The sequence below is a fragment of the Longimycelium tulufanense genome, from assembly GCF_014645795.1.
Taxonomy (GTDB): Bacteria; Actinomycetota; Actinomycetes; order Mycobacteriales; family Pseudonocardiaceae; genus Longimycelium; species Longimycelium tulufanense.
In genome coordinates, this window is record NZ_BMMK01000002.1 from 408,827 (window position 1) to 431,148 (window position 22,322).

A 22,322-nucleotide genomic window follows, 5' to 3' on the forward strand; every position below is an offset into this window, starting at 1 on the left:
TTAGCAGGGCGTCGACGAAGGCGGCGGGCTCGAAGGGAGCCAGGTCGTCCGGCCATCACGCCGACAATTGAGCGATCAACCCCACCACTGCACCAAGGCTATGTGGACCTCACGCTGATCCTCCAAGATCAGGTAGACCACCTGACCAGCCGCCCTGGGGCCGAACGCCCACCGCCGTACAGCCCCTTCTGGGTTGCCATCGTATTGCGGCCGGCCCGACCACGGCGCGAGTTCCAGCACGCTCAGCAGCTCAGCGTATGCGTCCAGCGCTTCATTCGGCAGTGCCGCAACCTGTTCTTGTGCATCGGGATAGACGACGAGCTGATACACCTACTTGCCCAGCCGTTCACGGATCAGGGCCTTCATTTGCTCACCCGAGATGCTGCCCTCCGGGGCCTTGCCGGTACGCAGGATCTCCTCGGCCTTGGCCAGCAGCCGGTAGTACGACCCGGGGTCACGCATCTCCATGTACGCGGTGTGTTGCCACTTGTTCAGTAGATCATGTATCGCACTGAGGTCCATGGACTGCTTCACGCGTTCCAGCACCAGCGTCCACTCCCGGTCGAACTCGGCGGCCAGGTTTGGGCTGAGGGAGGCGCGGATGGCATGCGGGTCCGCCGGTGGCGGGACCGGCTTGTCATCCGGCGGGTGAGCGGCGGGCAAGGCCATGCGAACACCATAGCGCCCCGGGCCGACCGACATCACAACGTCAGGCCAGCAGGGCGTCGACGAAGGCGGCGGGCTCGAAGGGAGCCAGGTCGTCCGGGCCCTCGCCGAGGCCGACCAGCTTCACCGGCACGCCCAGCTCGCGCTGGACCTGGAAGACGATGCCGCCCTTGGCGGTCCCGTCCAGCTTGGTGAGCGCGATCCCGGTGACGTCGACGACGTCGGAGAACACCCGGGCCTGGGTGAGGCCGTTCTGGCCGGTGGTGGCGTCCAGCACCAGCAGCACCTCGTCCACCTCGGCCTGTTTCTCCACCACCCGCTTGACCTTGCCCAGCTCGTCCATCAGGCCGGTCTTGGTGTGCAGGCGGCCGGCGGTGTCCACCAGGACCGCGTCCACGTGGGTCTGCACGCCCCGCTTCACCGCGTCGAACGCGACGGCGGCCGGGTCGGCGCCCTCCTTGCCGCGCACCACCTCGGCGCCCACCCGCTCGGCCCAGGTGGCGAGCTGGTCAACGGCGGCGGCACGGAAGGTGTCGGCCGCGCCGAGGAGCACCTGCCGCCCATCGGCGACCAGCACCCGACCCAGCTTGCCCGTGGTGGTCGTCTTGCCGGTGCCGTTCACGCCCACGACCAGCACCACGGCCGGCTTGCCGTTGTGCGGCAGCGCCCGCACCGACCGGTCCATCTCCGGGTGCAGCGCGTCGGTCAACACCTCGCGGAGCAGCTGCCGCACCTGGTCGGCGGTGCGCACGCCCCGTGTGGCGATCTCGGTGCGCAGCTTCTCGGTGATCTCCATGGTGGTGGCCGCGCCGAGGTCGGCCATCAGCAGCGTGTCCTCGACCTCGGTCCAGGAGTCCTCATCGAGGTCGCCGGCACCGAGCAGGCCGAGCAGGCCCTGGCCGAGGGTGCCGCGCGAGCGGGCCAGCCGGCCGCGCAGCCGCTCCAGCCGGCCGGCCGGGGGCGCGATCTCCTCGACGGGCACGGCCGGCGCCACGGGCTCAGCGGGGGCCGGCGGGACCTCAACGGGGGGTGCTTCGGGAGTCGGAGTCTCGGCCACGGGGGTCCGGGGAGCCGGAGCCTCGGCCGGAGCCTCCGGGGGAGCCGGCTCAGCAGGGGCCTCCGGCGCCTCGGCGGGCTTCTCCTCGACCGGGGCCGCCAGCTCCGGCTCGGCCACGGGCCCCGCCTCGCGGCGCGGCGCGGGCAGTTCCTCCGCGGGCTCGGCCACCGGCGTCGTCGCCGGCTTCTCCTCGGTGGGCGGGAGGGTCACGTCGACGATGCCGCGGCGCGGGGTGTCCCGTGGCACGGCGGCGTCGTCGCCGACGCCGGGCTGGCCGTCGACCTCGGTCCGCTCCCGCACCGGGTGCGGGGTGTCCGCCTGTGCCGGTCCGGCCGACGGTCCACCCGGCGCCAGGCTGATCCCCCCACCCGCGCGGTACTCGGCGGGCTTGCGTTCGGCGTCGCGGGCCTTGGTCAGGCGGATGCGCCGGCGACGGGTGAAGGTCACCCCGACCACGAGGGCGACGACCAACACCGCGGCGACGGCTGCGACAATCCAGATCAGCGTCGAAGTGGACACGTTGTCATCCTCGCATCCGCGCCGTGGGCGACCGGGTCACCCCGGGCGCGAGCAGCCCATGTCAATGGGTGGCAACAATGAGCAACACTTCGATAATCATTCACAGCGCGGGTTGTCAGCGACCCCGGAAGTGGCGTAGACCACACTCATGTCTCGCGTGGTCGGCCTGATCTCCGGTACCTCCCTGGACGCAGTGGACGTCGCCGTGGCCGACCTCCGCCTGACCGTGGACGTGCTCGAGCTGACCCCGCTCGGCGCGCTGGCCGTGCCCTACCCGGAACCGGTGCGCGCCGGGCTGCTCGCCGCGCTCCCGCCGGCGGACTGCTCCGCGCGTCGCCTGTGCGAGCTGGACACCGAGGTCGGGCTGGCCTTCGCCGAGGCGGCGGCGCAGGGGATCGCCGAGCTGGCGGACGGCAACGCCGACCTCGTCGGTTCCCTGGGCCAGACGCTCTATCACTGGGTCGAGCCCGAGCCGCGCGGTGGTGTCCGCTGCCTGGGCACACTCCAGCTGGGCCAGCCGGCGTGGATCGCCGAGGCGACCGGCCTGCCCGTGGTGTCGGGCTTCCGCCCCCGTGACGTCGCCGCGGGCGGCCAAGGCGCGCCGCTGACGTCGATCCTCGACGCCCTCTGGCTCGCGGACCTGGCCGGAGGCAATGGAAGCACGGTCGCGTTGAATCTGGGCGGCATCGCGAACATCACCGTCGTCGACGGCAGCAACGAGCCCCTGGCTTACGACACCGGCCCCGGAAACGCCCTCCTGGACGCCGCATGCCGCCACATCTCGCAAGGCGAGCTCGGCCACGACGCGGACGGCCGGATCGCGGCCCACGGCAGCGTCCGGCTCGATCTGCTCGACCGCCTGCTGGCGGACGACTACTACGCCGCGCCCCCACCGAAGTCGACCGGCAAGGAGCACTTCCATCTCGACCACGTGCGTGCCGCGCAGGTTGGGCTGCCCCCGGTGGACGACCGGGACCTGCTGGCCACGCTCACCGAGCTGACCGCCGTGACGGTCGCGCGCGAGTGCCACCGGCATGACGCCCGGTTGGTCGTCGCCTCCGGCGGTGGCGTGCACAACGCTGCCCTCATGGACCGGCTTCGGCGCCAGCTCGACGACTGCGTGCTTCGCACCAGCGACGAACTCGGCCTGCCAACCGACGCCAAGGAGGCCTACCTCGGCGCGCTGCTGGCGTTTCTCACCCTGCACGGCCTACCGGGAAACCTGCCGAGCGCCACCGGGGCAACGGGAAGGCGCGTGCTCGGCGACATCACGCCGGGCGACGGGCCACTGCGCCTGCCGCCACCGGTCGACAAGATGCCGCGCGCGTTGCGCGTGACCGTGAGCTGAGCTGGAGGGGACTTGCGCTCACTCGACGCCGTCATCATCGTGCTCTACCTGCTGGCCATGCCGGCGCTGGGCCTGCTGCTGTCCGGCAGACAGCGCTCCTCCACCGACTACTTCCTCGGCAACCGCTCACTTCCCTGGTGGGCGGTGTGTTTCTCGGTGGTGGCCACCGAAACGTCGACGTTGACCGTGGTGAGCGTGCCGGGGGTGGCATACCTGGGCACCTTCGGATTCCTCCAGTTGGCCCTCGGTTACCTGGTGGGTCGCATCGTGGTCGCCCTGGTGCTGCTTCCCCGCTACTTCTCCGGCAACCTGGTCAGCGCCTACGCCTACCTCGGCCAGCGCTTCGGCGGCGGGCTCCAGGGCGTGGCCTCGGTGACCTTCCTCATCACCCGGCTGCTGGCCGACGGCGTCCGGCTGTTCCTCACCGCACTGACGATCAAGGTGGTGCTGGCCAGTATGGGCGTCACCATCGACTTCCGGCTGATCATCATCGCGCTGTCGCTGTTCACCGTCATCTACACCTATCTCGGCGGAATCCGTGCCGTGGTGTGGGTGGACGCGATCCAGATGATGATCTACGTCGGCGGCGCGCTACTCGCCATCGGCGTGCTCGCTTCCAAGCTCCCCGAAGGCTGGCTGGGCAGCGTGGCGGACGCCGGCAAGTTCCAGCTGTTCGATTTTGCGGCGAACCCGCTCACCGGCCAGTACGCCTTCGTCACGGCCATCGTCGGCGGCGCGGTGTTGTCGATGGCCTCGCACGGCGCCGACCAGCTCATCGTGCAGCGGCTGCTGGCCTGCCGGAACCTGCGGGACGGCCAGCGGGCGCTCATCGGCAGCGGTGTCGTGGTGTTCCTGCAGTTCGCGTTGTTCCTGTTGGTCGGGTCGATGCTGTGGGCGTTCCACCGGGGCGCTTCCCCGGCGTCGCTGGGGATGTCGGGCCCCGACGAGCTGTTCCCCACGTTCATCGTCGAGCAACTGCCGGTGGGCCTGGCCGGGCTGCTCATCGCCGGGATCCTGGCGGCGGCGATGAGCACGCTGTCCTCCTCGCTGAACTCGCTGTCCACCTCCACGGTCAGCGACCTGTACCAGCGCTTCACCCGTCGCGAGCCCGAGGACGCGACAATCCTGCGGCAGGGTCGACTGTGGACATTGGTTTGGGCGGCCGTCTTCGTCGGGTTCGCCTCGCTGTTCAGCGGCACCACGACGCCGGTTGTCGAGCTGGGGCTGGGCATCACCGGTTACACCTACGGGGCATTGCTCGGGGCGTTCCTGCTCGGGCTGCTGGTGCGGCGCGCAACGCAGGTCGACGCCGTCATCGCCTTCGTGGTGACCGTTGCGGTGATGGCCTTCGTCATCCTGGTGCCGCGGTTTCCCGCCAACGGCAAGGAGGTCGCGCTCGCCTTCCCCTGGTACACCCCGCTGGGGGTGGCGGTCACCCTGCTGGTGGGTGGTTTGCTGGCGACGCGGCACCGACGGCCCGCCCAGCGGCCCGAACCGCCGTTGGCGTCGGAAGCCGAGGCGGCATGACGCCGCGCTGGAATGGCGGTCCCGCCGCAATCGTTGCACCGTGAGCCGTGAGTGGTGGTCCGCGACCACCGGCCCGCGAGGGGGTGGAGGTGGCCGGGACGCTCGGCGTTCCCGGCATTCCCGGTCACCGGGCGGGTGTCCCGCGGGAGACAGGAGGCCAGGCGTGGACGTCATCGTGACGGACGCACCGGAACGGTCCCGGTTCGAAGCCCACGTCGACGGCAGGCTGGCGGGCTACGTCCAGTACGTACGGCTCGGCAAGAAGCTGCTCATGACGCACACCGAGGTCGACGACGCCTACGAGGGAAGCGGGGTGGGCAGCGCCCTGGCCCGGCAGGCGTTGGACATCGCGCGCCGGAACGATCGGGTGGTCCGGCCGCTGTGCCCGTTCATCGCGGGCTGGATCCGGCGGCACCCGGAGTACCTGGAGCTGGTCGACCCGGTCGACGTCGAGCGGGTCACCGCGGAGGCGAAGTCCTGAGCCCGACCCAGCCGCACCGGGCAGAACTCACCTGATCCGTCATTTCCGGGGCCCGGACACCGTTACTCGCCCAACCCAGTCCACTATGGACGGTGAGACCACCTTACGCCGACCGGGGTTCCGGCTCGGCGGGGGCGGGATCCGGCACGGGCTCGGCGTCGTGGCCGCGCAGGCGCTGCGAGATGACCGCCGAGATGCCGTCGCCGCGCATGCTGACGCCGTAGAGCGCGTCGGCGATCTCCATCGTCGGCTTCTGGTGCGTGATCACGATGAGCTGCGAGCTCTCGCGCAGCTTCTCCAGCAGGCCCAGCAGCCGGCGCAGGTTGGTGTCGTCCAGTGCCGCCTCGACCTCGTCGAGCACGTAGAACGGCGAGGGCCGGGCCCGGAAGATGGCCACCAGCATGGCCACCGCGGTCAGCGACTTCTCACCGCCGGACAGCAGCGACAACCGCTTGACCTTCTTGCCCGGCGGGCGGGCCTCCACCTCCACGCCGGTGGTGAGCAGGTCCTCGGGGTCGGTGAGCAGCAGCCGCCCCTCACCGCCGGGGAACAGTGCCGAGAACACCACCTCGAACTCCCGGGCCACGTCGGAGAAGGCGGACCCGAACAGCTCCAGGATCTTGTCGTCGACCTCCTTGACCACGGTCAGCAGGTCGCGCCGGGTCTGCTTGAGGTCCTCCAGCTGCGTGGACAGGAACCGGTAGCGCTCCTCCAGCGCGGCGAACTCCTCCAGGGCGAGGGGGTTGACCTTGCCCAGCAGGGCCAGGTCCTTCTCGGCCCGCTTGGCCCGCCGCTCCTGGGTGGGCCGGTCGTAGGGCACCGGCTGCGGCGCGGTGACCTCCTCGCCGCGCTCCCTGGCCGCCTCGAACTCGGCCATCTCGGCGGGGCTGGGCGGCACCGGGACGGTCGGCCCGTACTCGGCGACCAGGTCGTCCAGGCCGATGCCGAAATCCTCGCCGATCTTGGTCTCCAGCTGCTCGATGCGCAGTCGCTGCTCGGCGCGCAACACCTCGTCCCGGTGCACGGCGTCGGTCAGCTTCTCCAGCTCGGTGGACAGCTCGCGGACCCGGCTGCGCACCTTGCCGAGCGCTTCCTCGTGCTCGGCCCGCAGCCGCTGCACGGCGTCGCGTTCCTCGGCGGCGCGGGTCAGCGACACCGCGATCCGGCCAAGGGCGTGCTCACCGGCGGCCACGACGGTGCGGGCCACCTCGGCGCCCCGGGCCCTGGCCCGGCGGGCCCGCTCGGCCCGCTCGCGGGCCTCCCGCTCGGCGCGGGCCGCGCGTCGCAGCCCGTCCGCCCTGCCCTGCAGGGCGCGGTGCCGTTCCTCGGCGGTGCGCAGCGCCAGCCGGCTCTCCACCTCTTCCTGGCGGGCGGCGGCCAGCCGGGCGGCGATCTCGTCGCGTTCGGTGGTGTCCGGCTCGTCCGCGCCGGTCTGGTCGGTCTGCGCGGCCGTCCACCGCTCCTCCAGCTCGGCCAGCCGCCCCAGGGCCTCGGTACGGGCCTGCTCGGCCTTGGCGCTCTGCCGCTCCAGGCGCTCCACCTCGGTCTCGGCCGAGCGCACCACCTGCTGCAGCCGGGTCAGCCGCTCGCCGGTGCGGGCGCGGCGCACCCGGGCGTCGTTGACGGCCTCCTGCGTCTCGCCCACGGCGGCACGCCGTGCGGCCTCCTCGTCGCGTGCTCCGGCCAGGGCGGCGCTGGCCCGCTCCAGGCGGCGCTCGGTCGCGGCCAGCTGGTTCTCGGCCTCGTCGACCGCCGCGCGCACCTCGATGACGCTCTGGTCGCGACCGGAGCCGCCCACCGCCCAGTCGGCGCCCAGCAGGTCACCTCCGGTGGTGGCCGCGCGGACACCGGGGTGTGCGGCGACCAGCGCCCGGGCGGCCGGCAGGTCGTCGACGACGGCGAGGCGGTCCAGGGAGCGGTGCAGGGCCGGTTGCAGTTGCTGGGGAGCGCGAACCAGGTCGACCGCCCAGCGGGCGCCGTCGGGCAGCGGCGGCCAGTTCGCCCGGTCCACGGTCGGGTTCGCGCCGCCGACCAGCAGCCCGGCGCGGCCGGCGTCCTCGCTCTTGAGCAGCTCCAGGGCGGCCACGGCGTCGTCCGGCCCCGCGACCGCCACCGCGTCCGCGACGGCGCCGAGCGCGGCGGCCAGGGCGACCTCGGCGCCCGGTTCGACGGTGAGCAGCGCGGCGACCGACCCGAGCAGGCCGGGCAGCCGCGCCCCGGCGGCGAGCAGGGCGCCGGCCCCGTCCTTGCGGGCCAGTCCCATGGACAGCGCCTCGACGCGGGCCTTCCAGGAGGCGATCTCCTTCTCCGCGGCGCGCTCGGCGGCGACCAGCTCGTCCACCCGGGCCCGGGCCTGCTGGTGCTCCTCGGCGGCGATCCGCCTGCGCTCGGCGAGGTCGTCGTCGCCCTCGTCCTCGACGTCGGTGGCGGCGCGCGCCTCCTCGTACTCGAGCCGGGCCTGCTCGGCCCGCTCGACCGCCTCGGCCAGCTCGGCGGACAGTCGCTCGATCTCCTCCTCGGCGGAGCTGGCCCTGCCGCGCAGCGCGTCCACCTGGCCGGACAGCCGGGCCAGGCCCTCGCGGCGGTCGGCGATGGCCCGCACCGCGGCCAGGTGCGCGCGTTCGGCGTCCCGCAGCGCCTCCTCCAGGTCGGCGCGGGCGGCCGAGGCCGCGGCCAGCGCCTCGCGCGCCACCTCGACGCCCTCGGCCAGCTCGGCCTCCTGCGCCGCGACCTGCTCGGCCTCGGCCTCCAGCTGCTCGGGGTCGCGCCCGCCGCGGGGCTGCTCGACCGCGGCGGACAGGTGCCGGGCGCGCTCGGCGGCGAGCCGGACGGTGCCGCGCAGCCGCTCCTCCAGGGCGGACAGCCGGTACCAGGTGTCCTGGGCGCGGCTCAGCCGGGGCGCGTCGGCGGCCAGCTTCTCCTCGAGGGTGTTCTGCTCGGCCTGGGCGAGTTGGAGGGCCTGTTCCACCTCGCCGCGGCGGGCGCGGGCGGCGGCCTCGTCGGCCTCGTCGCGGGCCAGCTCGGCGCGTGCGGTGACCAGGTCGTCGGCGAGCAGCCGGAGCCGGGCGTCGCGCAGCTCGGCCTGCACCTGCTGGGCCTTGCGGGCGATCTCGGCCTGCTTGCCCAGTGGCTTGAGCTGGCGGCGCAGCTCGGCGGTCAGGTCGGTGAGCCGGGTGAGGTTGGCCTGCATCGCGTCGAGTTTCCGCAGCGCCTTCTCCTTGCGCTTGCGGTGCTTGAGCACGCCGGCGGCCTCCTCGATGAAGGCACGCCGCTCCTCGGGCTTGGACTGCAGGATCTCGGCGAGCTGGCCCTGGCCGACGATCACGTGCATCTCGCGGCCGATGCCGGAGTCCGACAGCAGCTCCTGGATGTCGAGCAGGCGGCAGGTGTTGCCGTTGATCTCGTACTCGCTGGCGCCGTCGCGGAACATGCGCCGGGTGATCGAGACCTCGGTGTAGTCGATGGGCAGCGCGCCGTCGCCGTTGTCGACGGTGAGGGTGACCTCGGCGCGGCCGAGCGGGGGACGGCCGGCGGTGCCGGCGAAGATGACGTCCTCCATCTTGCCGCCGCGCAGCGCCTTGGCGCCCTGCTCGCCCATCACCCAGGCCAGCGCGTCCAGCACGTTGGACTTGCCGGCGCCGTTGGGGCCGACGACGCAGGTGATGCCGGGCTCGAAGCGCAACGTCGTGGCGGAGGCGAAGGACTTGAAGCCCTTTAGCGTCAGGCTCTTCAGGTGCACGGTGCCGCGGCCTCTCGCTTTACCTACTGCTGCCGGTCCGCAGCCGTCCTGCCTGGTCGGATCGGACCCGGTCCGGCCGAGCGTACTTGGTGGGCCGGACGGCCCCGGCGGACGAGCCCCGGCGCGCCCCGGCTTTCTTCACCCGTAGGGGCTAGATCACTCATGATAAGTTGGCTGGTTCGGCCCGCCGGGCTGACAATCCGCCGCTCAGCACTCGACGAACCCGACGCGGTCGCCCCTGGCGGGTGACCACCGTTCCACCACCGTCGTCACTCGACCGGGTGTACCGGCGGAGCGGAGGAGGTCGAGCAGCCGCTCACAGTGCACCCGCATCCCCTCGGCCACCACCTCCACCCGCCCGTCCGGCAGGTTGCGCGCGCTGCCGACCAGGCCGAGCTCCAACGCCCGCGACCGCGTCCACCAGCGGAAACCCACGCCCTGCACGGTGCCGTGTACCCACGCGGTCAACCGGGTCGTCTCGTCGGGGGGAACCATCGCCACCAATCCTGCCGCATTGCCGCCACAAGATCGCTTCTCACTCTTTTGAGCTACACACCGTGGTGTAGGGTCCCCCGCCGTGAGTGAGCCCAGCCGCCACCGCTCCTCCGCCGTTCCCGCCTTGGTGGCGCTCCTCGTGGGCGCCATCGGGATGGGCGGAATCCACCTCGTCGCCCCGGACGCCGTGCGCGACGTCCTCCCGCTCGCCGCCTTCGGCGACGGTCCCTCCCCCGCCCCGTCCGCCGAGTCCAGCCCCGGACCGGTCGCGGTCGGCCCCGCGGTCACCCCAGAGGAGCCGCCGGCCTCGCCGGACGCAAGCTCCGCCCCGGCGACCACCTCGGAGACGACCAGCGAGCCCGAACCGACGACCACCACGCCGGAGGAGACCACCGGTTCCCCCACCCGCGAGACCCCGAAGCGCCCCGCACCGCCGAAGCCGCCCGCACCCGCCGCGGACCAGGGGACGACGGGCAAGGTCATCGACCTGGTCAACAGCGAGCGCCGGCAGGCCGGCTGCGGGCCGGTGACGACCGACGCACGACTCGCCGACGCCGCGCAGGGCCACAGCTCCGACATGGCCGAGCGCAACTACTTCTCGCACACCAGCCCGGAGGGCGGCACGTTCGTGCAGCGGGCCAAGGCCGCCGGCTACCCGAGCCCGGGCGCGGAGAACATCGCCCGCGGCCAGCGCAGCGCCGAGCAGGTCATGGACTCCTGGATGAAGTCACCCGGCCACCGCGCCAACATCCTCAACTGTGGCCTGAGAACGATCGGTATCGGCCTGGACACCCGCGGCTGGTACTGGACGCAGGTGTTCGGCCGGTGAGCGACTCCACGCCCCCGCTCCCCCGCGAGCCGTTCAACCTGCCGCCGGCCGTGTCGCTGGGTGGTGCGGCCGCACTGACCGCGACCGTGCTCGCGACGGTCGCCGCGCTGGTCGGCGGTGGTGCGGAGCCGGCGCCCGCCGACCCGGCGGCCGGGGTTAGTTTCACGCCGTCCACGCCGGGCCCTATGCCGGCAGCGATCCCACCGCCCGCCGGGAGTAGCAGCGCCGGCGCCACCACGTCGCCTGCTCCGTCGAGCAGCGCCGCCGAGTCGAGCACCGAGACGGCGCCTCGGAACAGGCAGCGTCACCAGGCGCCCGCCGATGGCGGGCATCCGCCCGTGACCGAGAAAACACCGGACCCCGGTGGGGAGGACGGGGACACTGGGGGCGTGAAACCCTCGCCGGGTGGTGGGACCGTTTCCACGAACCCGCCGAAGACGACAACGACACCCCCGCCCACGACGACCACACCGGCACCGTCCCCCACGACCTCGGAGCCCGAACCGACCAACACCTGACGGGACCGGGACCATCGACCGGAGATGGCGACCCGAGACCGATCCGGAATCGGCCGGGACGACACGGACGCGGGGACACGGACCCGGAGACCGCACGGACCGGAAATGACGGAACTGGCCGCACATCCGTGCCGCTCGCTCTGCTCGTGGCATCCCACGCGGGTGGAGCGGGACGGCATGCCCGTGCTGGCCTGTCGTGGCTGCGGGACGCAGTGGGTACGGACCGAGCCATGGACGCCGATCGACCACACCGGCCACATCCCCGACGCGGTCCGCGCCGAAGTCGCCCGCCGGTAAGCCGGGACCATTTCCGTCGATACCTCGGCGCAGGGCTCAGCGAGCCTCCCGCAGGTGCCGGAACTTCTGGCCCGGCGCAAGGTCAATAGGCTCGTTGAGTTGGATCTCCTTATCGAGCTCAGCCTTGATGGCGGCGTCCAGGTCCAGCCCCAGATCTGCAGCAAGGGCCTTGTTGAGATTGACCCGACACACGGCCGACATGGTCAACCTGGCGTCGCCCTCAGTAAAAGCCGTGGTCCCGAGCGACGAATCAAGTTTCTTCGCGGCCTCATCGCTTAGCTCGACGTCCCTGTCCAGGATCACGACATCGAGCTGCCGGGAATCCTTTTTCTTTTGGAGGAGGAGCGTGCTTGTGTCGATGACGCCCAGGACGACATCGACACCGTTAATCTTACTGTGCACCTTACCGTTACCGATGTTGAGGGACATCGAGGTGAGCTTCGCTTGCCTCACCTGCTTCTCTTCGGAGCTGAAGTTGATACCGCCACTGAACAGGCTCTCGCCACCGGTGATCTTGCGCTCGCTATGCTCCAGGTGACCCTTGTCGACCTGGAGCTTGATACTGCCGTCCTCCTCCACCGCACCATCGGTGGGGGCCGCGGTGAGGTTGTCGGTATCCGTCTCGAATCTGACCAGCGCGTGGTCACCAACGAATGGTGTCTTGGTTGCGAGCGCGATGTTTTCGTAATGCGGCTCGGCCGCGGGTCGACCGAAAGCCGGACCCACCGCACCAGCAAACAGCGCAGAGGTCATCACCGTGGCGGTCGCAATATTGGCCACAATTCCTGTTGGTCGCACCGTACGCCTCCCACTCGCGAGCAACAACCCATCGAGGTTCCCCTCTTCCTTGGCCCCTCGCAACACACTCGCCATCCGATCGTGTGATTCCTGCTTCACCGCCCCGATCAACGACGGCTTCTACATGAACATTAGCTAACGGGGCGTGCGTGGCCCCGCCGGCGCGTGGGCGAGGCGATCTCGTCGTACAGGCCCGGGTGCTGCGCGAGCGGGATGACGACGGCGTGGAGACGACGCCACGGGCCTTCCTCGTGGCGCGCAAGACAGCGGACGGCAAGTAGACAACGCGCAGACACGGCCCGGGGAGAGGGACAGCGCAGAGGGACAGCGGCGACCTAACGCACGAACTCCTCGAGGCGCATGTCGGAGAAGCTGGGAACGGAACGGTGGTCCCCAACCTCCGGGGCGCCTTCCCTGCGCACGCCAATCGTGTGCCATCCGGCCATCGCGGCCGCATCGAGTTCGGCCGCGACGTCGGAGAGGAAGACGAACTCGTCGGGCGAACCGCCCACCGCTTCCTGGATCCGCCGGTAGGAAGCGGCCTCCTTCTTCGGTCCGGCGCTGGGAATGTCGAAGTAACCGCTGAGGTAGCCGGTCAGGTCGCCGTGCCCGGTATGCCCGAACCACTGCTGTTGGGCTTTCCGCGATCCCGACGAGTAGATCCAGCAACGGAGCCCGGCAGCCGTCCAGTCCCGTAGCGCCGGGGGCACGTCGTCGTAGACCTCGGCGACCAGCTCACCATCGGCGAAGCCGTGCTCCCAGATGAGGCCCTGCAACGTCTTGAGCGGGGCGACCTTCCGGTCCTCGTCGATCCACCGGCGCAACACCGCCACGATCTCGTCCAGCGAGGCGCCCGGTCGGTTGATGTCGCCGCGAACCTCCGTGACGACATGGGCTACCGCGGGGTCGGAACGGTGGACCCACTCCTCCAGCCGGGCCCGGGCGTAGGGGAACAGCACCTCGTGCACCGCGGAGATCGGGCTCGTCGTGCCCTCGATGTCGAGGACAACGTGACGGATCATCGACTCACCAGCAGCTCGTCCAGGTAGGGGATGTGGGACGCGACCGTATCCCCGGTGAAGCCCGCGACCCAGCCGTCCTCCTCCTGGAAGAAGCGGATGGCGCAGAACCGGGGGGAGGTCCCCATGTCGAACCAGTGCCGGGTGCCCGCCGGAACGGACATCAGGTCACCGGCCTCGCAGACCACGGCGTAGACCCGGTCCCCCAGGTGCAGGTAGAAGCAGCCACGGCCCTCGACGAAGAAGCGGACCTCGTCCTCGTCGTGGGTGTGCTCGTCGAGGAACTTCTCCCGGGCTGCCTTGGCCTTGGCCGGCCACTCCGGATCCTGGTCATTCGGGACGAGCCGGACAACGTCGACAAGGCGGTAGTCACCCTGCTTCTTGACCCGCTCGACGTCGGATTCGTAGGCGGCCAAGACATCGTCGGAGCCGGCTTCCGGCGACAGCGGGACGGTGTCCCAGCGTTCGAGCACGATCCCGTGCGGCTCCAGCTCTTCCCTGATGCGCTCGATGTCGGTCGTGCGCAGGAGAACCTTCTGCCCGTCGTGCTCCGGCATGATCTGCAGCAGAGTCATCACGTGAATCCTCTCAGTTCCGGTTCGGCTCAGCCCCGGTTCAGCAGCAGATGGAGCTGGCAGAGCGATTCGAGGCATTCCAGGCGGTTGCGGGCGACCTCGGGGGTCGGGCCCCAGGCGGTGGCGCCGTGATGCGCGATGAGGAAGACGGGTGGGGCGTCCGGTGCGAGGCCGGCGGTCACGTCGTCGGCGATGCGCGGCACCTCGGGCCAGTTGGGGAAGATCGGAACCTGCACCCGAAAGGGGTCGGCGGAGCCGATGCCCTTGATGATCTCGAACTCGCTGAAGGTGATGCTGGACCGGCCGGCGCTGGCCTCGCGCGCGGCGACCGCGGTGGAGTAGGGCGGATGCGCGTGGACGACGGCCCCGCAGTCCGGGAAGAGCCGGTAGAGGGCGGTGTGGATCGTGGTCTCGGCGGAGGGGCGGGGGGCGCCCTCGTGCACGGGACGGGAGTCGGAAATGTCCACTTCGACGACGTCCCCGGCGGAAAGCTCGCCCTTGCTACGGCCGCTGGCGGTGATCAGGGCGGAGTCGTCGCCGAGACGGACCGAGAGGTTGCCGGCGGTGCCCTCCATCCAGCCACGGTGGTAGAGACCGCGGGACAGTTCGGCCAGCCGGCCGGCGGCGTTCTCCAGGTCGATGGACGTCATCGGCTCCTCCCACTCCCACCCGGATGGCACCACGCTAGGAATCCCCGCGAACCAGGGACAACGCCTCCCACCTGATGAGATGAGCGGAGGTAGGGAGGAGGTCAGCGGAGGAGGTCCAGCTCCCCGCGCCGCAGGGCGGAGCGGAAGGAACACCAGGCGGAGGAGGAGAAGGAGAGGACCGGACCGCCCATGTTCTTCGAGTCGCGGACCCCGACGGCGCCGGAGAGGGAGGAGACCCCAACACAGGCGCCCTGGTTCTTGCTGAGGCTGGGCTTCCGCCAAGCTACCTCGACGCAGTCTTGGTCTGTGCCGCTGCGAGTGCTCTTCCTCCAGGCAACCTCGACACAGTCGGTGTCGGTGCCGCTATAACTGCTCTTCCGCCACCCGGCGTCACCTCGCGCAGGCCGCGTCATCTGGGGTCCTTACTCTCGTTCCAACTCCCACGCGACAGCCTCGATGAACTTGACCGACTGCTCGGGATCCATGGCCGTCCTACGGAGAGTATCGGCAGCCGCCGAGAAAACCGAGACCTCCTCGGGTTTGTCCAGGAAGAGACTGGAGATCTTGTGCTCCAGGTGTACCACCGAGCGGCCGCGCGTGTAGTTCAAGATCGTAAACGGACCATCGAGTCCCGGATGCCCCTCAGCCGAGAGCGGCAGCACTTGGACCGCAACGTTCGGCCGCTCGGCGGTCTCGACGATGTGCCGGAGCTGTCTGGCCATCAGACGAGTGCCTCCCAGCCTCCGGCGCAACGCTGCCTCATCGATGATCGCCAGATACTCGGGCGGACTCTCCCGGCTGAGGATCGCTTGTCGGCCCATCCGGATCACGACCCGTGGTTCTACCTCACCTGCTGGTACGTGGCCACCCCTCATCAAGGCTCGCGTGTAGTCCGCGGTCTGGAGCAAGCCGGGTACTAGCGAAAGCTGGAAGGTCGTGATGCGGACAGCATCAGCCTCGAAACCGATCATCGTGCGAGACAGATTCGACAAGCCGGGAGAGGCGGTCTCCCACCACCCCCGTTCCTCAGCTCGCTTGGCTAGCTCCAGAAGCCGGGCGCGTTCCTGGCCTCGAACCTTGTAGAGCACCAGCAGCGACGCGACATCGGCTACGTCGATCTTCTGCTGGCCCGTCTCCATCCGGGAGAGCTTGGATGCCTGCCAGCCCAACTCCTCCGCAGCCTTGCGACAGGTGAGATTCCTCTGATTTCGGAGGACTCGCAGCTCGTAGGCGAGACCTCTGGTTCGAACCGTGGGGCGCTTCGGGGCGGCCATCCGGAACCTCCGGCTTACTTGACTGGACGCTGCCGCAATCCAGAGTGCCCGTCGCTGACACACGACGCATTCACTCTATGTAGTAATTGTCGGCTCCCCATGTTGCTGGGAGCCTTCAAGCAACGTTGCGAGCTTCGAAGGCGAGGCCTCTCATGATGGCAGAACGACTTCTCTTCTACCGCCAAGTCGAGGGCATGGAGCCCGGAACCGGGGCGTGTACCACCCAAATCGAACTTTCTTCAGATTCCCGCTTCCTCCTCATCCGCCTGGCGTCCACCGCGAAGTTCACCCTCGCCCTCGACCGCGACTCCACCCTCCAACTGCTCACCACCCTGCGCACCGGCCAGGTCTGCGCCGTCCCCGGCGAACACACCCAACACGGCCGCCGCCTACTCGGCGCCCGGCCACCCGATTCCGAAAGAGAGTCCGACAGGGCCATCAAGGCCCGCACGATGGAGCTCTATCTGCGGCTCCCCGACGACGAAATCCACGTCGCCTTCGCCGGCCCCGATCTCCTCGACCTCATCACCCATCTCGAGGACGGCTACACCCGTCTCCCGGGCACCCCGGACGATCCCGACACCTTGGAGTCCCCCATGCGCCGTGACCGCAGGGTCGACGTGGTCGCCGATGTCATCGTCAACGGCGACGTTCGGCTCGGCTACGAACTCGATCCCTTCCGCGACCAGCTCCATCTCAGCATCGGCAGCCACGGCGACCTCAACCTCGCCATCAACCGCCAGTGCCTTCCGCACTGGATCGCCGTCCTCACCGAAGCCCGCGCCGCCCTCGACCACGCCGTGGCCGAACTCAACCGCACGAAACCCCGGCCCCCGGAGGCTTCTTGAGTGCCGAATCCCTTGGCCTATCGGCAGTTGTGGCGCTTCAGGGCGTGGAACGCCTCCTTCGGCTCCCAGCGGTACGACGACTCCGGATCCTCATAGTTCTCCCGGATCACCTTGGCCAGGCTGTACGAGGCAATGTCCAAGTCCAGCTCGCGGATCGGCGAGTGCGGCGAATCGGGCGAGATAAACGTGTACACGTGCGCGCCCATCAGGGTCTCCCTCTCAAAGATCCTGAGCATGCGCGCGATGTGGTCGGCCTGAGCCCGCTCGTCGCGGACGTATGCGTCCTTGACCTGCGGCGGGACCACCTCCCAGTCGATGACACCGTCCCATCCCATTCCGCCTCGCTCGGGAGCCCCGGTGTAGGTGCACGATCCGAACTCCAGGATCGTGATCGGCTTGCCCCACTTCCGGTAGCGCGCCAGGTCCTTGCTGTACTCCTCCTGCTCCCGGAAGTACTCGTAGTAGTCCAAGCCCACGATGTCGAACAGCGACCAGTCGACCGGCTCACCGGTCGTGGCGCCGTAGGTGATCCGCCCGTGGAAGTTCGCGCGGGCGACCGACACGGCCCGGCGCATGTAGTCCTCTAAGCGCTTCCGGAGCGCCGGGTACTCCTCCGGTGGCATCTTCTGCAGGTTCTGGATCCGCTCCAAGAAGTTCACCCCGGGGACGATCCCCGGGGTGAACAGTAGGAACTCGCAGCCGACGACGAGCGTGAGCCGTATCCCGCAGTGCCGGCGTAACTGCTCCGCCTCGCGCGCCGTCTCGGCCAGGTGGTCGAGAATCTCCCGCTGCGGATGGTCGTAGAGGCGTGGCTGGACGAAGACGCGCAGGTTCCGCTGTAACGCCACAGCGGTCGTCTCCGTCAGCCGGCCGATTTCGCTGCCGAACACGACGATGGAGTCACACCGCATGTCCTTGCGGATCGCTCGGATCTCCTGCTCCATCAGCGTCCGGTCCCAACGCACCCTGCTGAGCGGCTCCCCCGGAAAGTGCAGAACGCCGGTGTCGTAGGTGACGCCGCCACGCATCCGCGGCCCCGACGCGGCCGCGGCGGCAGCGGAGCCGTTGCTCGCGGCGGCCAGCGCAAACCCACCGATCGCTGCCCGCAGGAAGGTGACGCGGTTCATCCCCAGATCGATCATTGGTCCCCCCTCGCTAGTCACTCAACTAGTCTGCTGGTCATGCAACCAGAAAATCGGTCGGGCGACCAGGTCCGGCGGTCGTTCATCGAGGAGGCGCGACGCGCGCAGATCGTCCGGGCGGCCATCGAGACCATCGCCGAGATCGGTTACGCCAAGGCGTCGTTCGCGCAGATCGCGCGGCGTGCGGGCATCAGCCCGGGCCTGATCAGCTACCACTTCGCCAAGCGCGAGGAGCTGATCATGGAGGTGATGTTCAGCGTCTACGGCTCGATGGACCGCGCCTTGTCCGACCGGACCGAGGACGCGGCTAGCTGCACCGAGGCGCTGCGCGCGTTGATCGAGAATTTCGTGCGCTACTGCGCGGACCATGCGGTCGAGATGCTCGCGGTAGCGCGGATCGCCGCATCCGGTGCCAACGACGCCGCGAAGGCGCGCGACTGGGTGGACCGGGGGCGGGAAGAGGCGTTGACCGAGTTGGAAGAGATGTTCCGGGAGGGCCAACGCGCGGGTGAATTTCGCGAGTTCTCTCCCAGGGTCATGGCGGTCTCGGTGCTCGCCGCACTGGAGGCCACGCCGGTCGAGTTGATCGCCCGACCAGACACCGACATCGACGCCTACGCCGACGAGCTGGCCACCATGTTCGAGCTCGCTGTCCGCCGTCCCGGTGACTGAGGTGATCCCCGTCACCAACCATCGTTGGGGAACCATCCCCCCGTAGGGGACGTCCTTGCTACCGTGATCCACCGGATCGCGTGGTGTGTAGGGGGTCGACTCATGCCGTTCATGGCGGCCGGTGCAGGCGCAGCAGGGGCGATGTCGGGAGGCGGTGGCACCGCCAAGCTCAGCGTCCGCCCGGAGAACGTTCTCCAGCTCAAGCGCGAGCTTGAGGACGTCCGCGACGAGGTTCGTGACTTCCTGCTCAACAACCGAGAAGCTCTCGCGCTACGGCCGCAGGGGGCCGATCCGGTCAGCCTCGACGCAGCCAAGGCCGTCAAGGAGAACGCCGATACTGCGGTAGACGTTGCCGAGACATACATTCAGCGCCTTGCCTCGGTGATTGACGCGTTGGACCAAGCAGCAAAGACATACGGGCTGGTCGAGGACACGAACACGGCCAACCTCCAGCAACGGAGCTGAACACTTACATGCGTCGAACAATCTGGCTTGCGGCAAGCACCCTCGCACTTGCTCTTATCGGGGGGTGCGGCAGTTCGTCGGGTGGAACGGCTGCGCCGGATACCACCCCGCCATCTGACACAGCGTCTCAGCCCACTGCGAGCCCGTCCATGGCGGCCTCGACTCGCCCTCGAGAGATCAAGCTCGACGGCAAGGACCCATGTGGTCTCATTTCGGCGCAGCAGCGAGCCAAGTTCAGCATCGAGCGCGAACCACGCCCGGGTACGAGCGATGCATTCAAGGCATCCAACTGTTCGTTTAGCACCAAGGTAGGCGTATACCGCATCACCGCAGTAACGACTGAAGGCGTTGAGGCATGGCGTTCCGGTAACCGGACCGGGAAAGCCGAGGAGCAGCAACCCATCGCGGGTTTTCCAGCGATTGCGGTCACATTGCCCAACGATGACCGGAGTTGCAGCGTTGCGGTGGATGTGGCTGATGGCCAGTACCTCTACTCCACCGCTCAGGTCGACAAGGGCAAGGAGTCGGAACTGCCGGCGATGTGCGAGGCCGCCCGGCAGTTCGCTGAGGCGGCGATGACGACGCTCACGGCGTCGTCCTGATTGGCGATGTCCTGGCGGGGGTGAGGGGAGACATGTCCGGCAGATACCACTGGGATGGCTACAGCCACCGGCAGCTCTACGACATGATTCACGGCGGGTCGCTGTGCACGCCTGACGGGAGCATCGTGCCGGCGGCCTCGCCCGGGGGCGGCGGTCCCGCGCCGAGCGGGGCGTGGAAAGAGTTCGTCACCCTCATGCAGAACGCCGAGGAGCGCACCAACCAGGCGCTCTCCAAGGCCGGTGCGGAGTGGGAAGGCCAGGCGGCTGATGCCGCCCGGATGGGGATCACGCCGCTCGCCCAGTGGGCCAACGATGCCGGGACCGCCGGGCAGGCGAGCCAGGCCGGGGTGACCGAGCAGGTCGACTCCTACAGCTCGGCCAAGAACAAGATGCCTGAGCCGGTGCCGGTCACCTCCACCGCCAACTCGGACTGGGGTGGTATCCCCGCCGGGATCACGCACCTCGTCGGTGGGCAGACCGACCAGGACAAGCAGGAGCAGGCGGCGCAGAACGCCAAGGCCGAGGCCGTCCGCGTCATGGGCGGATACGAGTCCAACTCGTCATCGGCGACTTCCCGGCTGGGGCAGTTCACCCCGCCGCCCGAGGTCGTGGTCGACGTTCCGTCTCCGCAGCCCACGGGCTCGACGATCGACGGTGGTCCGGGCACGGTCAGCCCGGGTGGCGGTGGCGGCCACACCTGGGGTGGTCCGGGCACTTCCGGCGGTGGCCAGCACTCGGTCGCTCCCCCGCCCAGTGGTGGCTCGAACTGGACCGGTGGGGTGGCGACACCGCCTGCCGCGGGCACTGACCCCGCATCGGTGACCCCGCCGCCGACCACGAATCCCGCGGCTTTCCCGCCGGGTTCCTCCGGTGGTCCGGGTGCCATGCCGCCGGGTACGGGCGTTCCGCCGACCGGCCAGCCGCCGGGTGGCGGCCCTGGCTACGGGCCGGGCGGCCCCTACGGTGGCCCGTACGTCGGGCCGTACGGCCGGCCGGGGACCGGTGGTCCCGGTGCGTCCGGTGGGAATCCCGGGGTGTCCGGGCGTGGGCCCGGCGGCATGGGCGGCCGTTTCGGTGGTCCGGCTGGTGGCTTCGGCCCGGGTGGTTCCGGTGGTTCCGGCGGCTTCGGTCCCGGTGGGTCCGGGTACGGCGGGCCCGGCCAGGGTGGTGGACGGCCCGGGATGGGGCCCGGTTCCGGTTTCGGTGCGGGTGCGTTCGGCGCCGAGGAGGCCGCGGCCCGGGGTGCTGCCGGTGCGCGTGGCCCGGCCGGTCCGGGCGGTGCCGGCATGGGTGGCCCGATGGGTGCCGCCGGTGCCCGGGGCAAGGGCGAGGAGGACAAGGAACACCGCGCACCCTCCTACCTGGAGGAGGACGAGGACATCTGGACCGGTGGCATCAACAAGGTCGCACCACCGGTGATCGGGGAACGGCCGCCGCGGTATGACTCGTGAGATGGTGCTGACCTGGCCGGAGTACGACTTCCTGTGGGAGTACCTCCGGCTGGGTCCCTATCCCGTCGTGTTGACGATCGACGGGCACGGCCGCACGGTCGAGGAGCGCGAGGAGCTGCGCCAGCAGGCATGGCAGTCCTTGTGGGAGAGGGGTTTCGGCCGGCCCGGCGACCTCGACCCGGATCTGGCGGACCGGTTGGCGATCCTGGCTCGGCCGGAGTGGGAGGTTGACGCCCGGCTGCACATCGACCCCGAGGGGCCGCGGGTCTCGGGCCTGGCCGCGTCGGTCGGTGAGCACGGGGTGTTGGCCCGCCTGGACACCCGGCACCTGAGCCTGTCGCGGGTGCCGGCCAGCGGCTTGGCTCGGGCCGTGGTGTCGTTGTTGCCGCCGCATCCGCCCGGCACCGGTCGTTCGATCACGCTGCCCGCCGAGACCCTGGACGTGGCCGCGCAGCGGGCCGGTGAGAACGCTCGGATCCTCGAACACGAGTTGGCCGCCGAGGGTTTGGACTCCAAGTCGGCGCGCAAGATTGCCGAGGTGCTGGGGAACACCATTCGGTTCGGGCAGTTCGGCGCTGCCCGGACGCCTCGGCATGGGACCCGGCAGCGGGCCAGCCACGTGGTCACCTTCTACGACGACCCTCGGGGGCGGTACCTGTTCAGCCGCCGGCCCGGGAACGGTCGGGCTTGGTGCACCCTGGTGCCCGGCGACGCGCGCCGCCTGGTGCAGCAGGTCTCGGAACTTGTCGCCGAACTCGACGACTGGCGCGACCGCTCCTGGCATTAGCCCGCGGCTCAACGGACCAACGAGCCTGAATCACCGGTTTCCCGCGACCTTCGCTAGCCGGGCACGAGTCAGCCGTGTTCGTCGATGATTCCTTAGCTCGCCGGAGCATCCTTTGGCGTGCCCTCTGCGCCGACATTCCAAGCACACGGCACCGATCTCTTCCCAGGTATGTGCGGGACGAACAGCGCCCCAAATCCGCTGAACCGGGCCGACGCGTCGTCGTTGGCGCAGCGGGGGGAGGTCTCGCGTGGCTTGGCCGCGGATCTGTCGTTCCGGGCTATCGCGACCGGGTTGGGCCGCCCATCCCCGACGGTCAGCCGCGAGCTCACGGGTAGCGACGGACGCGCGGGTTATCGGGCGGCGTGGTCACGAGCATGGTGTCCGAAGCCGACCAAGCTCTCGCGGCTACCAGGGTTGGCCGCGATGGTGGAGGAGAAGCTGGAACGCGATGGTCGCCACAGCGGATCTCGGGATGGCTGCGACGCCGAAAAGGAGAACACCCATTCCTCTCCCACTCTCAACTTATAGCGCACCGGGGGACTTGCGGCAAGACCCGGGTCATG

The 22,322-nt window shown here is 69.9% G+C and carries 26 protein-coding genes; 14 read left to right on the top strand and 12 right to left on the bottom strand.

Features of this window, described 5'->3' with window-relative positions; translation table 11 throughout:
• Positions 1–75: 75 nt before the first annotated feature.
• Genes IEY55_RS04200 through ftsY form a run of 3 tightly spaced genes read right to left on the bottom strand, consistent with a single transcriptional unit; the run spans position 76 to position 2,242 of the window.
• Positions 76–330 carry a hypothetical protein gene (locus tag IEY55_RS04200; RefSeq protein ID WP_229685986.1) on the bottom strand — a complete coding sequence of 85 codons (255 nt, stop codon included), beginning with the start codon at positions 328–330 and terminating at the stop codon, positions 76–78.
• Positions 331–669: a DUF6247 family protein gene (locus IEY55_RS04205; RefSeq protein WP_189054015.1), complete on the bottom strand. Its 339-nt coding sequence runs from the start codon at positions 667–669 to the stop codon at positions 331–333. It abuts the gene before it with no gap.
• Positions 670–709: 40 nt separating this feature from the next.
• Entirely contained in the window at positions 710–2,242 is a 1,533-nt protein-coding gene (ftsY, locus tag IEY55_RS04210; protein ID WP_189054018.1) for a signal recognition particle-docking protein FtsY, read from the bottom strand.
• 148 nt (positions 2,243–2,390) lie between these two features.
• Between ftsY and IEY55_RS04215 the strand changes: the two genes are divergently transcribed.
• From IEY55_RS04215 to IEY55_RS04225, 3 genes are all read left to right on the top strand, one after another.
• Positions 2,391–3,590, top strand: a complete 1,200-nt coding sequence (locus IEY55_RS04215) for an anhydro-N-acetylmuramic acid kinase (protein ID WP_189054020.1) — start codon at positions 2,391–2,393, stop codon at positions 3,588–3,590.
• Between the two features lie 12 nt (positions 3,591–3,602).
• Positions 3,603–5,117, top strand: a complete 1,515-nt coding sequence (locus IEY55_RS04220; RefSeq protein ID WP_189054022.1) for a sodium:solute symporter — start codon at positions 3,603–3,605, stop codon at positions 5,115–5,117.
• A 163-nt stretch (positions 5,118–5,280) separates the two neighbouring features.
• Positions 5,281–5,598 carry a GNAT family N-acetyltransferase gene (locus IEY55_RS04225; RefSeq protein ID WP_189054024.1) on the top strand — a complete coding sequence of 106 codons (318 nt, stop codon included), beginning with the start codon at positions 5,281–5,283 and terminating at the stop codon, positions 5,596–5,598.
• Positions 5,599–5,701: 103 nt separating this feature from the next.
• Here IEY55_RS04225 and smc read toward each other — a convergent pair whose 3' ends face one another.
• Together smc and IEY55_RS04235 are read right to left on the bottom strand one after the other, a co-directional pair.
• On the bottom strand, positions 5,702–9,337 hold the full coding sequence (gene smc, locus IEY55_RS04230) for a chromosome segregation protein SMC (protein WP_189054025.1): 3,636 nt from the start codon (positions 9,335–9,337) through the stop codon (positions 5,702–5,704).
• A gap of 207 nt (positions 9,338–9,544) precedes the next feature.
• On the bottom strand, positions 9,545–9,832 hold the full coding sequence (locus IEY55_RS04235; protein WP_189054026.1) for an acylphosphatase: 288 nt from the start codon (positions 9,830–9,832) through the stop codon (positions 9,545–9,547).
• A gap of 82 nt (positions 9,833–9,914) precedes the next feature.
• On the opposite strand from IEY55_RS04235, the gene IEY55_RS04240 reads away from it, so the two are divergent.
• The 3 genes from IEY55_RS04240 to IEY55_RS04250 all read left to right on the top strand — a co-directional run bounded on the left by IEY55_RS04240 (position 9,915) and on the right by IEY55_RS04250 (position 11,476).
• Positions 9,915–10,661: a CAP domain-containing protein gene (locus tag IEY55_RS04240; RefSeq protein ID WP_229685988.1), complete on the top strand. Its 747-nt coding sequence runs from the start codon at positions 9,915–9,917 to the stop codon at positions 10,659–10,661.
• Entirely contained in the window at positions 10,658–11,179 is a 522-nt protein-coding gene (locus tag IEY55_RS04245) for a hypothetical protein (protein ID WP_189054027.1), read from the top strand. Before IEY55_RS04240 ends, IEY55_RS04245 begins: the two co-directional genes overlap by 4 nt.
• A 105-nt stretch (positions 11,180–11,284) precedes the next feature.
• Positions 11,285–11,476, top strand: a complete 192-nt coding sequence (locus IEY55_RS04250) for a hypothetical protein (RefSeq protein ID WP_189054028.1) — start codon at positions 11,285–11,287, stop codon at positions 11,474–11,476.
• 36 nt (positions 11,477–11,512) lie between these two features.
• Here the strand turns inward: IEY55_RS04250 and IEY55_RS04255 are convergent, their stop codons facing one another.
• Positions 11,513–12,385, bottom strand: coding sequence for a hypothetical protein (locus tag IEY55_RS04255; RefSeq protein WP_229685989.1), 873 nt, complete (start codon positions 12,383–12,385; stop codon positions 11,513–11,515).
• Positions 12,386–12,423: 38 nt separating this feature from the next.
• Between IEY55_RS04255 and IEY55_RS32480 the strand changes: the two genes are divergently transcribed.
• Positions 12,424–12,555 carry a hypothetical protein gene (locus IEY55_RS32480; protein ID WP_268239273.1) on the top strand — a complete coding sequence of 44 codons (132 nt, stop codon included), beginning with the start codon at positions 12,424–12,426 and terminating at the stop codon, positions 12,553–12,555.
• Positions 12,556–12,609: 54 nt separating this feature from the next.
• Here the strand turns inward: IEY55_RS32480 and mtnC are convergent, their stop codons facing one another.
• The 5 genes from mtnC to IEY55_RS04280 all read right to left on the bottom strand — a co-directional run bounded on the left by mtnC (position 12,610) and on the right by IEY55_RS04280 (position 15,792).
• Positions 12,610–13,296 carry an acireductone synthase gene (gene mtnC / locus IEY55_RS04260; protein ID WP_189054031.1) on the bottom strand — a complete coding sequence of 229 codons (687 nt, stop codon included), beginning with the start codon at positions 13,294–13,296 and terminating at the stop codon, positions 12,610–12,612.
• Entirely contained in the window at positions 13,293–13,868 is a 576-nt protein-coding gene (locus IEY55_RS04265) for a 1,2-dihydroxy-3-keto-5-methylthiopentene dioxygenase (RefSeq protein WP_189054032.1), read from the bottom strand. Before IEY55_RS04265 ends, mtnC begins: the two co-directional genes overlap by 4 nt.
• Positions 13,869–13,897: 29 nt before the next feature.
• Complete coding sequence (mtnB, locus tag IEY55_RS04270) at positions 13,898–14,518, bottom strand: methylthioribulose 1-phosphate dehydratase (protein WP_189054034.1); 621 nt, start codon at positions 14,516–14,518, stop codon at positions 13,898–13,900.
• Positions 14,519–14,619: 101 nt separating this feature from the next.
• On the bottom strand, positions 14,620–14,931 hold the full coding sequence (locus tag IEY55_RS04275; protein ID WP_189054036.1) for a DUF397 domain-containing protein: 312 nt from the start codon (positions 14,929–14,931) through the stop codon (positions 14,620–14,622).
• A 9-nt stretch (positions 14,932–14,940) separates the two neighbouring features.
• Positions 14,941–15,792: a helix-turn-helix domain-containing protein gene (locus tag IEY55_RS04280; RefSeq protein ID WP_189054038.1), complete on the bottom strand. Its 852-nt coding sequence runs from the start codon at positions 15,790–15,792 to the stop codon at positions 14,941–14,943.
• 152 nt (positions 15,793–15,944) lie between these two features.
• On the opposite strand from IEY55_RS04280, the gene IEY55_RS04285 reads away from it, so the two are divergent.
• Positions 15,945–16,640: a hypothetical protein gene (locus IEY55_RS04285; protein ID WP_189054039.1), complete on the top strand. Its 696-nt coding sequence runs from the start codon at positions 15,945–15,947 to the stop codon at positions 16,638–16,640.
• 17 nt (positions 16,641–16,657) lie between these two features.
• Here the strand turns inward: IEY55_RS04285 and IEY55_RS04290 are convergent, their stop codons facing one another.
• Positions 16,658–17,782 (bottom strand): glycoside hydrolase family 113 protein, encoded by a 1,125-nt coding sequence (locus IEY55_RS04290; RefSeq protein WP_189054041.1) that lies wholly within the window; start codon positions 17,780–17,782, stop codon positions 16,658–16,660.
• Positions 17,783–17,821: 39 nt separating this feature from the next.
• Here IEY55_RS04290 and IEY55_RS04295 point away from each other — a divergent pair, with 39 nt between their 5' ends.
• From IEY55_RS04295 to IEY55_RS32910, 6 genes are all read left to right on the top strand, one after another.
• Complete coding sequence (locus IEY55_RS04295) at positions 17,822–18,454, top strand: TetR/AcrR family transcriptional regulator (RefSeq protein ID WP_189054043.1); 633 nt, start codon at positions 17,822–17,824, stop codon at positions 18,452–18,454.
• A 141-nt stretch (positions 18,455–18,595) separates the two neighbouring features.
• Positions 18,596–18,919, top strand: a complete 324-nt coding sequence (locus IEY55_RS04300) for a PE domain-containing protein (RefSeq protein WP_189054045.1) — start codon at positions 18,596–18,598, stop codon at positions 18,917–18,919.
• A gap of 8 nt (positions 18,920–18,927) precedes the next feature.
• The gene (locus tag IEY55_RS04305) at positions 18,928–19,521 is read left to right on the top strand and encodes a DUF3558 domain-containing protein (protein WP_189054047.1); all 594 of its coding nucleotides are present in this window, start codon (positions 18,928–18,930) and stop codon (positions 19,519–19,521) included.
• A gap of 32 nt (positions 19,522–19,553) precedes the next feature.
• Complete coding sequence (locus IEY55_RS04310) at positions 19,554–20,972, top strand: PPE domain-containing protein (protein ID WP_189054049.1); 1,419 nt, start codon at positions 19,554–19,556, stop codon at positions 20,970–20,972.
• The gene (locus IEY55_RS04315) at positions 20,962–21,759 is read left to right on the top strand and encodes an ESX secretion-associated protein EspG (protein WP_229685990.1); all 798 of its coding nucleotides are present in this window, start codon (positions 20,962–20,964) and stop codon (positions 21,757–21,759) included. The genes IEY55_RS04310 and IEY55_RS04315 overlap by 11 nt, the downstream gene beginning before the upstream one ends.
• 168 nt (positions 21,760–21,927) lie before the next feature.
• Entirely contained in the window at positions 21,928–22,287 is a 360-nt protein-coding gene (locus IEY55_RS32910) for a helix-turn-helix domain-containing protein (protein ID WP_373289963.1), read from the top strand.
• The last annotated feature ends 35 nt before the right edge of the window (positions 22,288–22,322 follow it).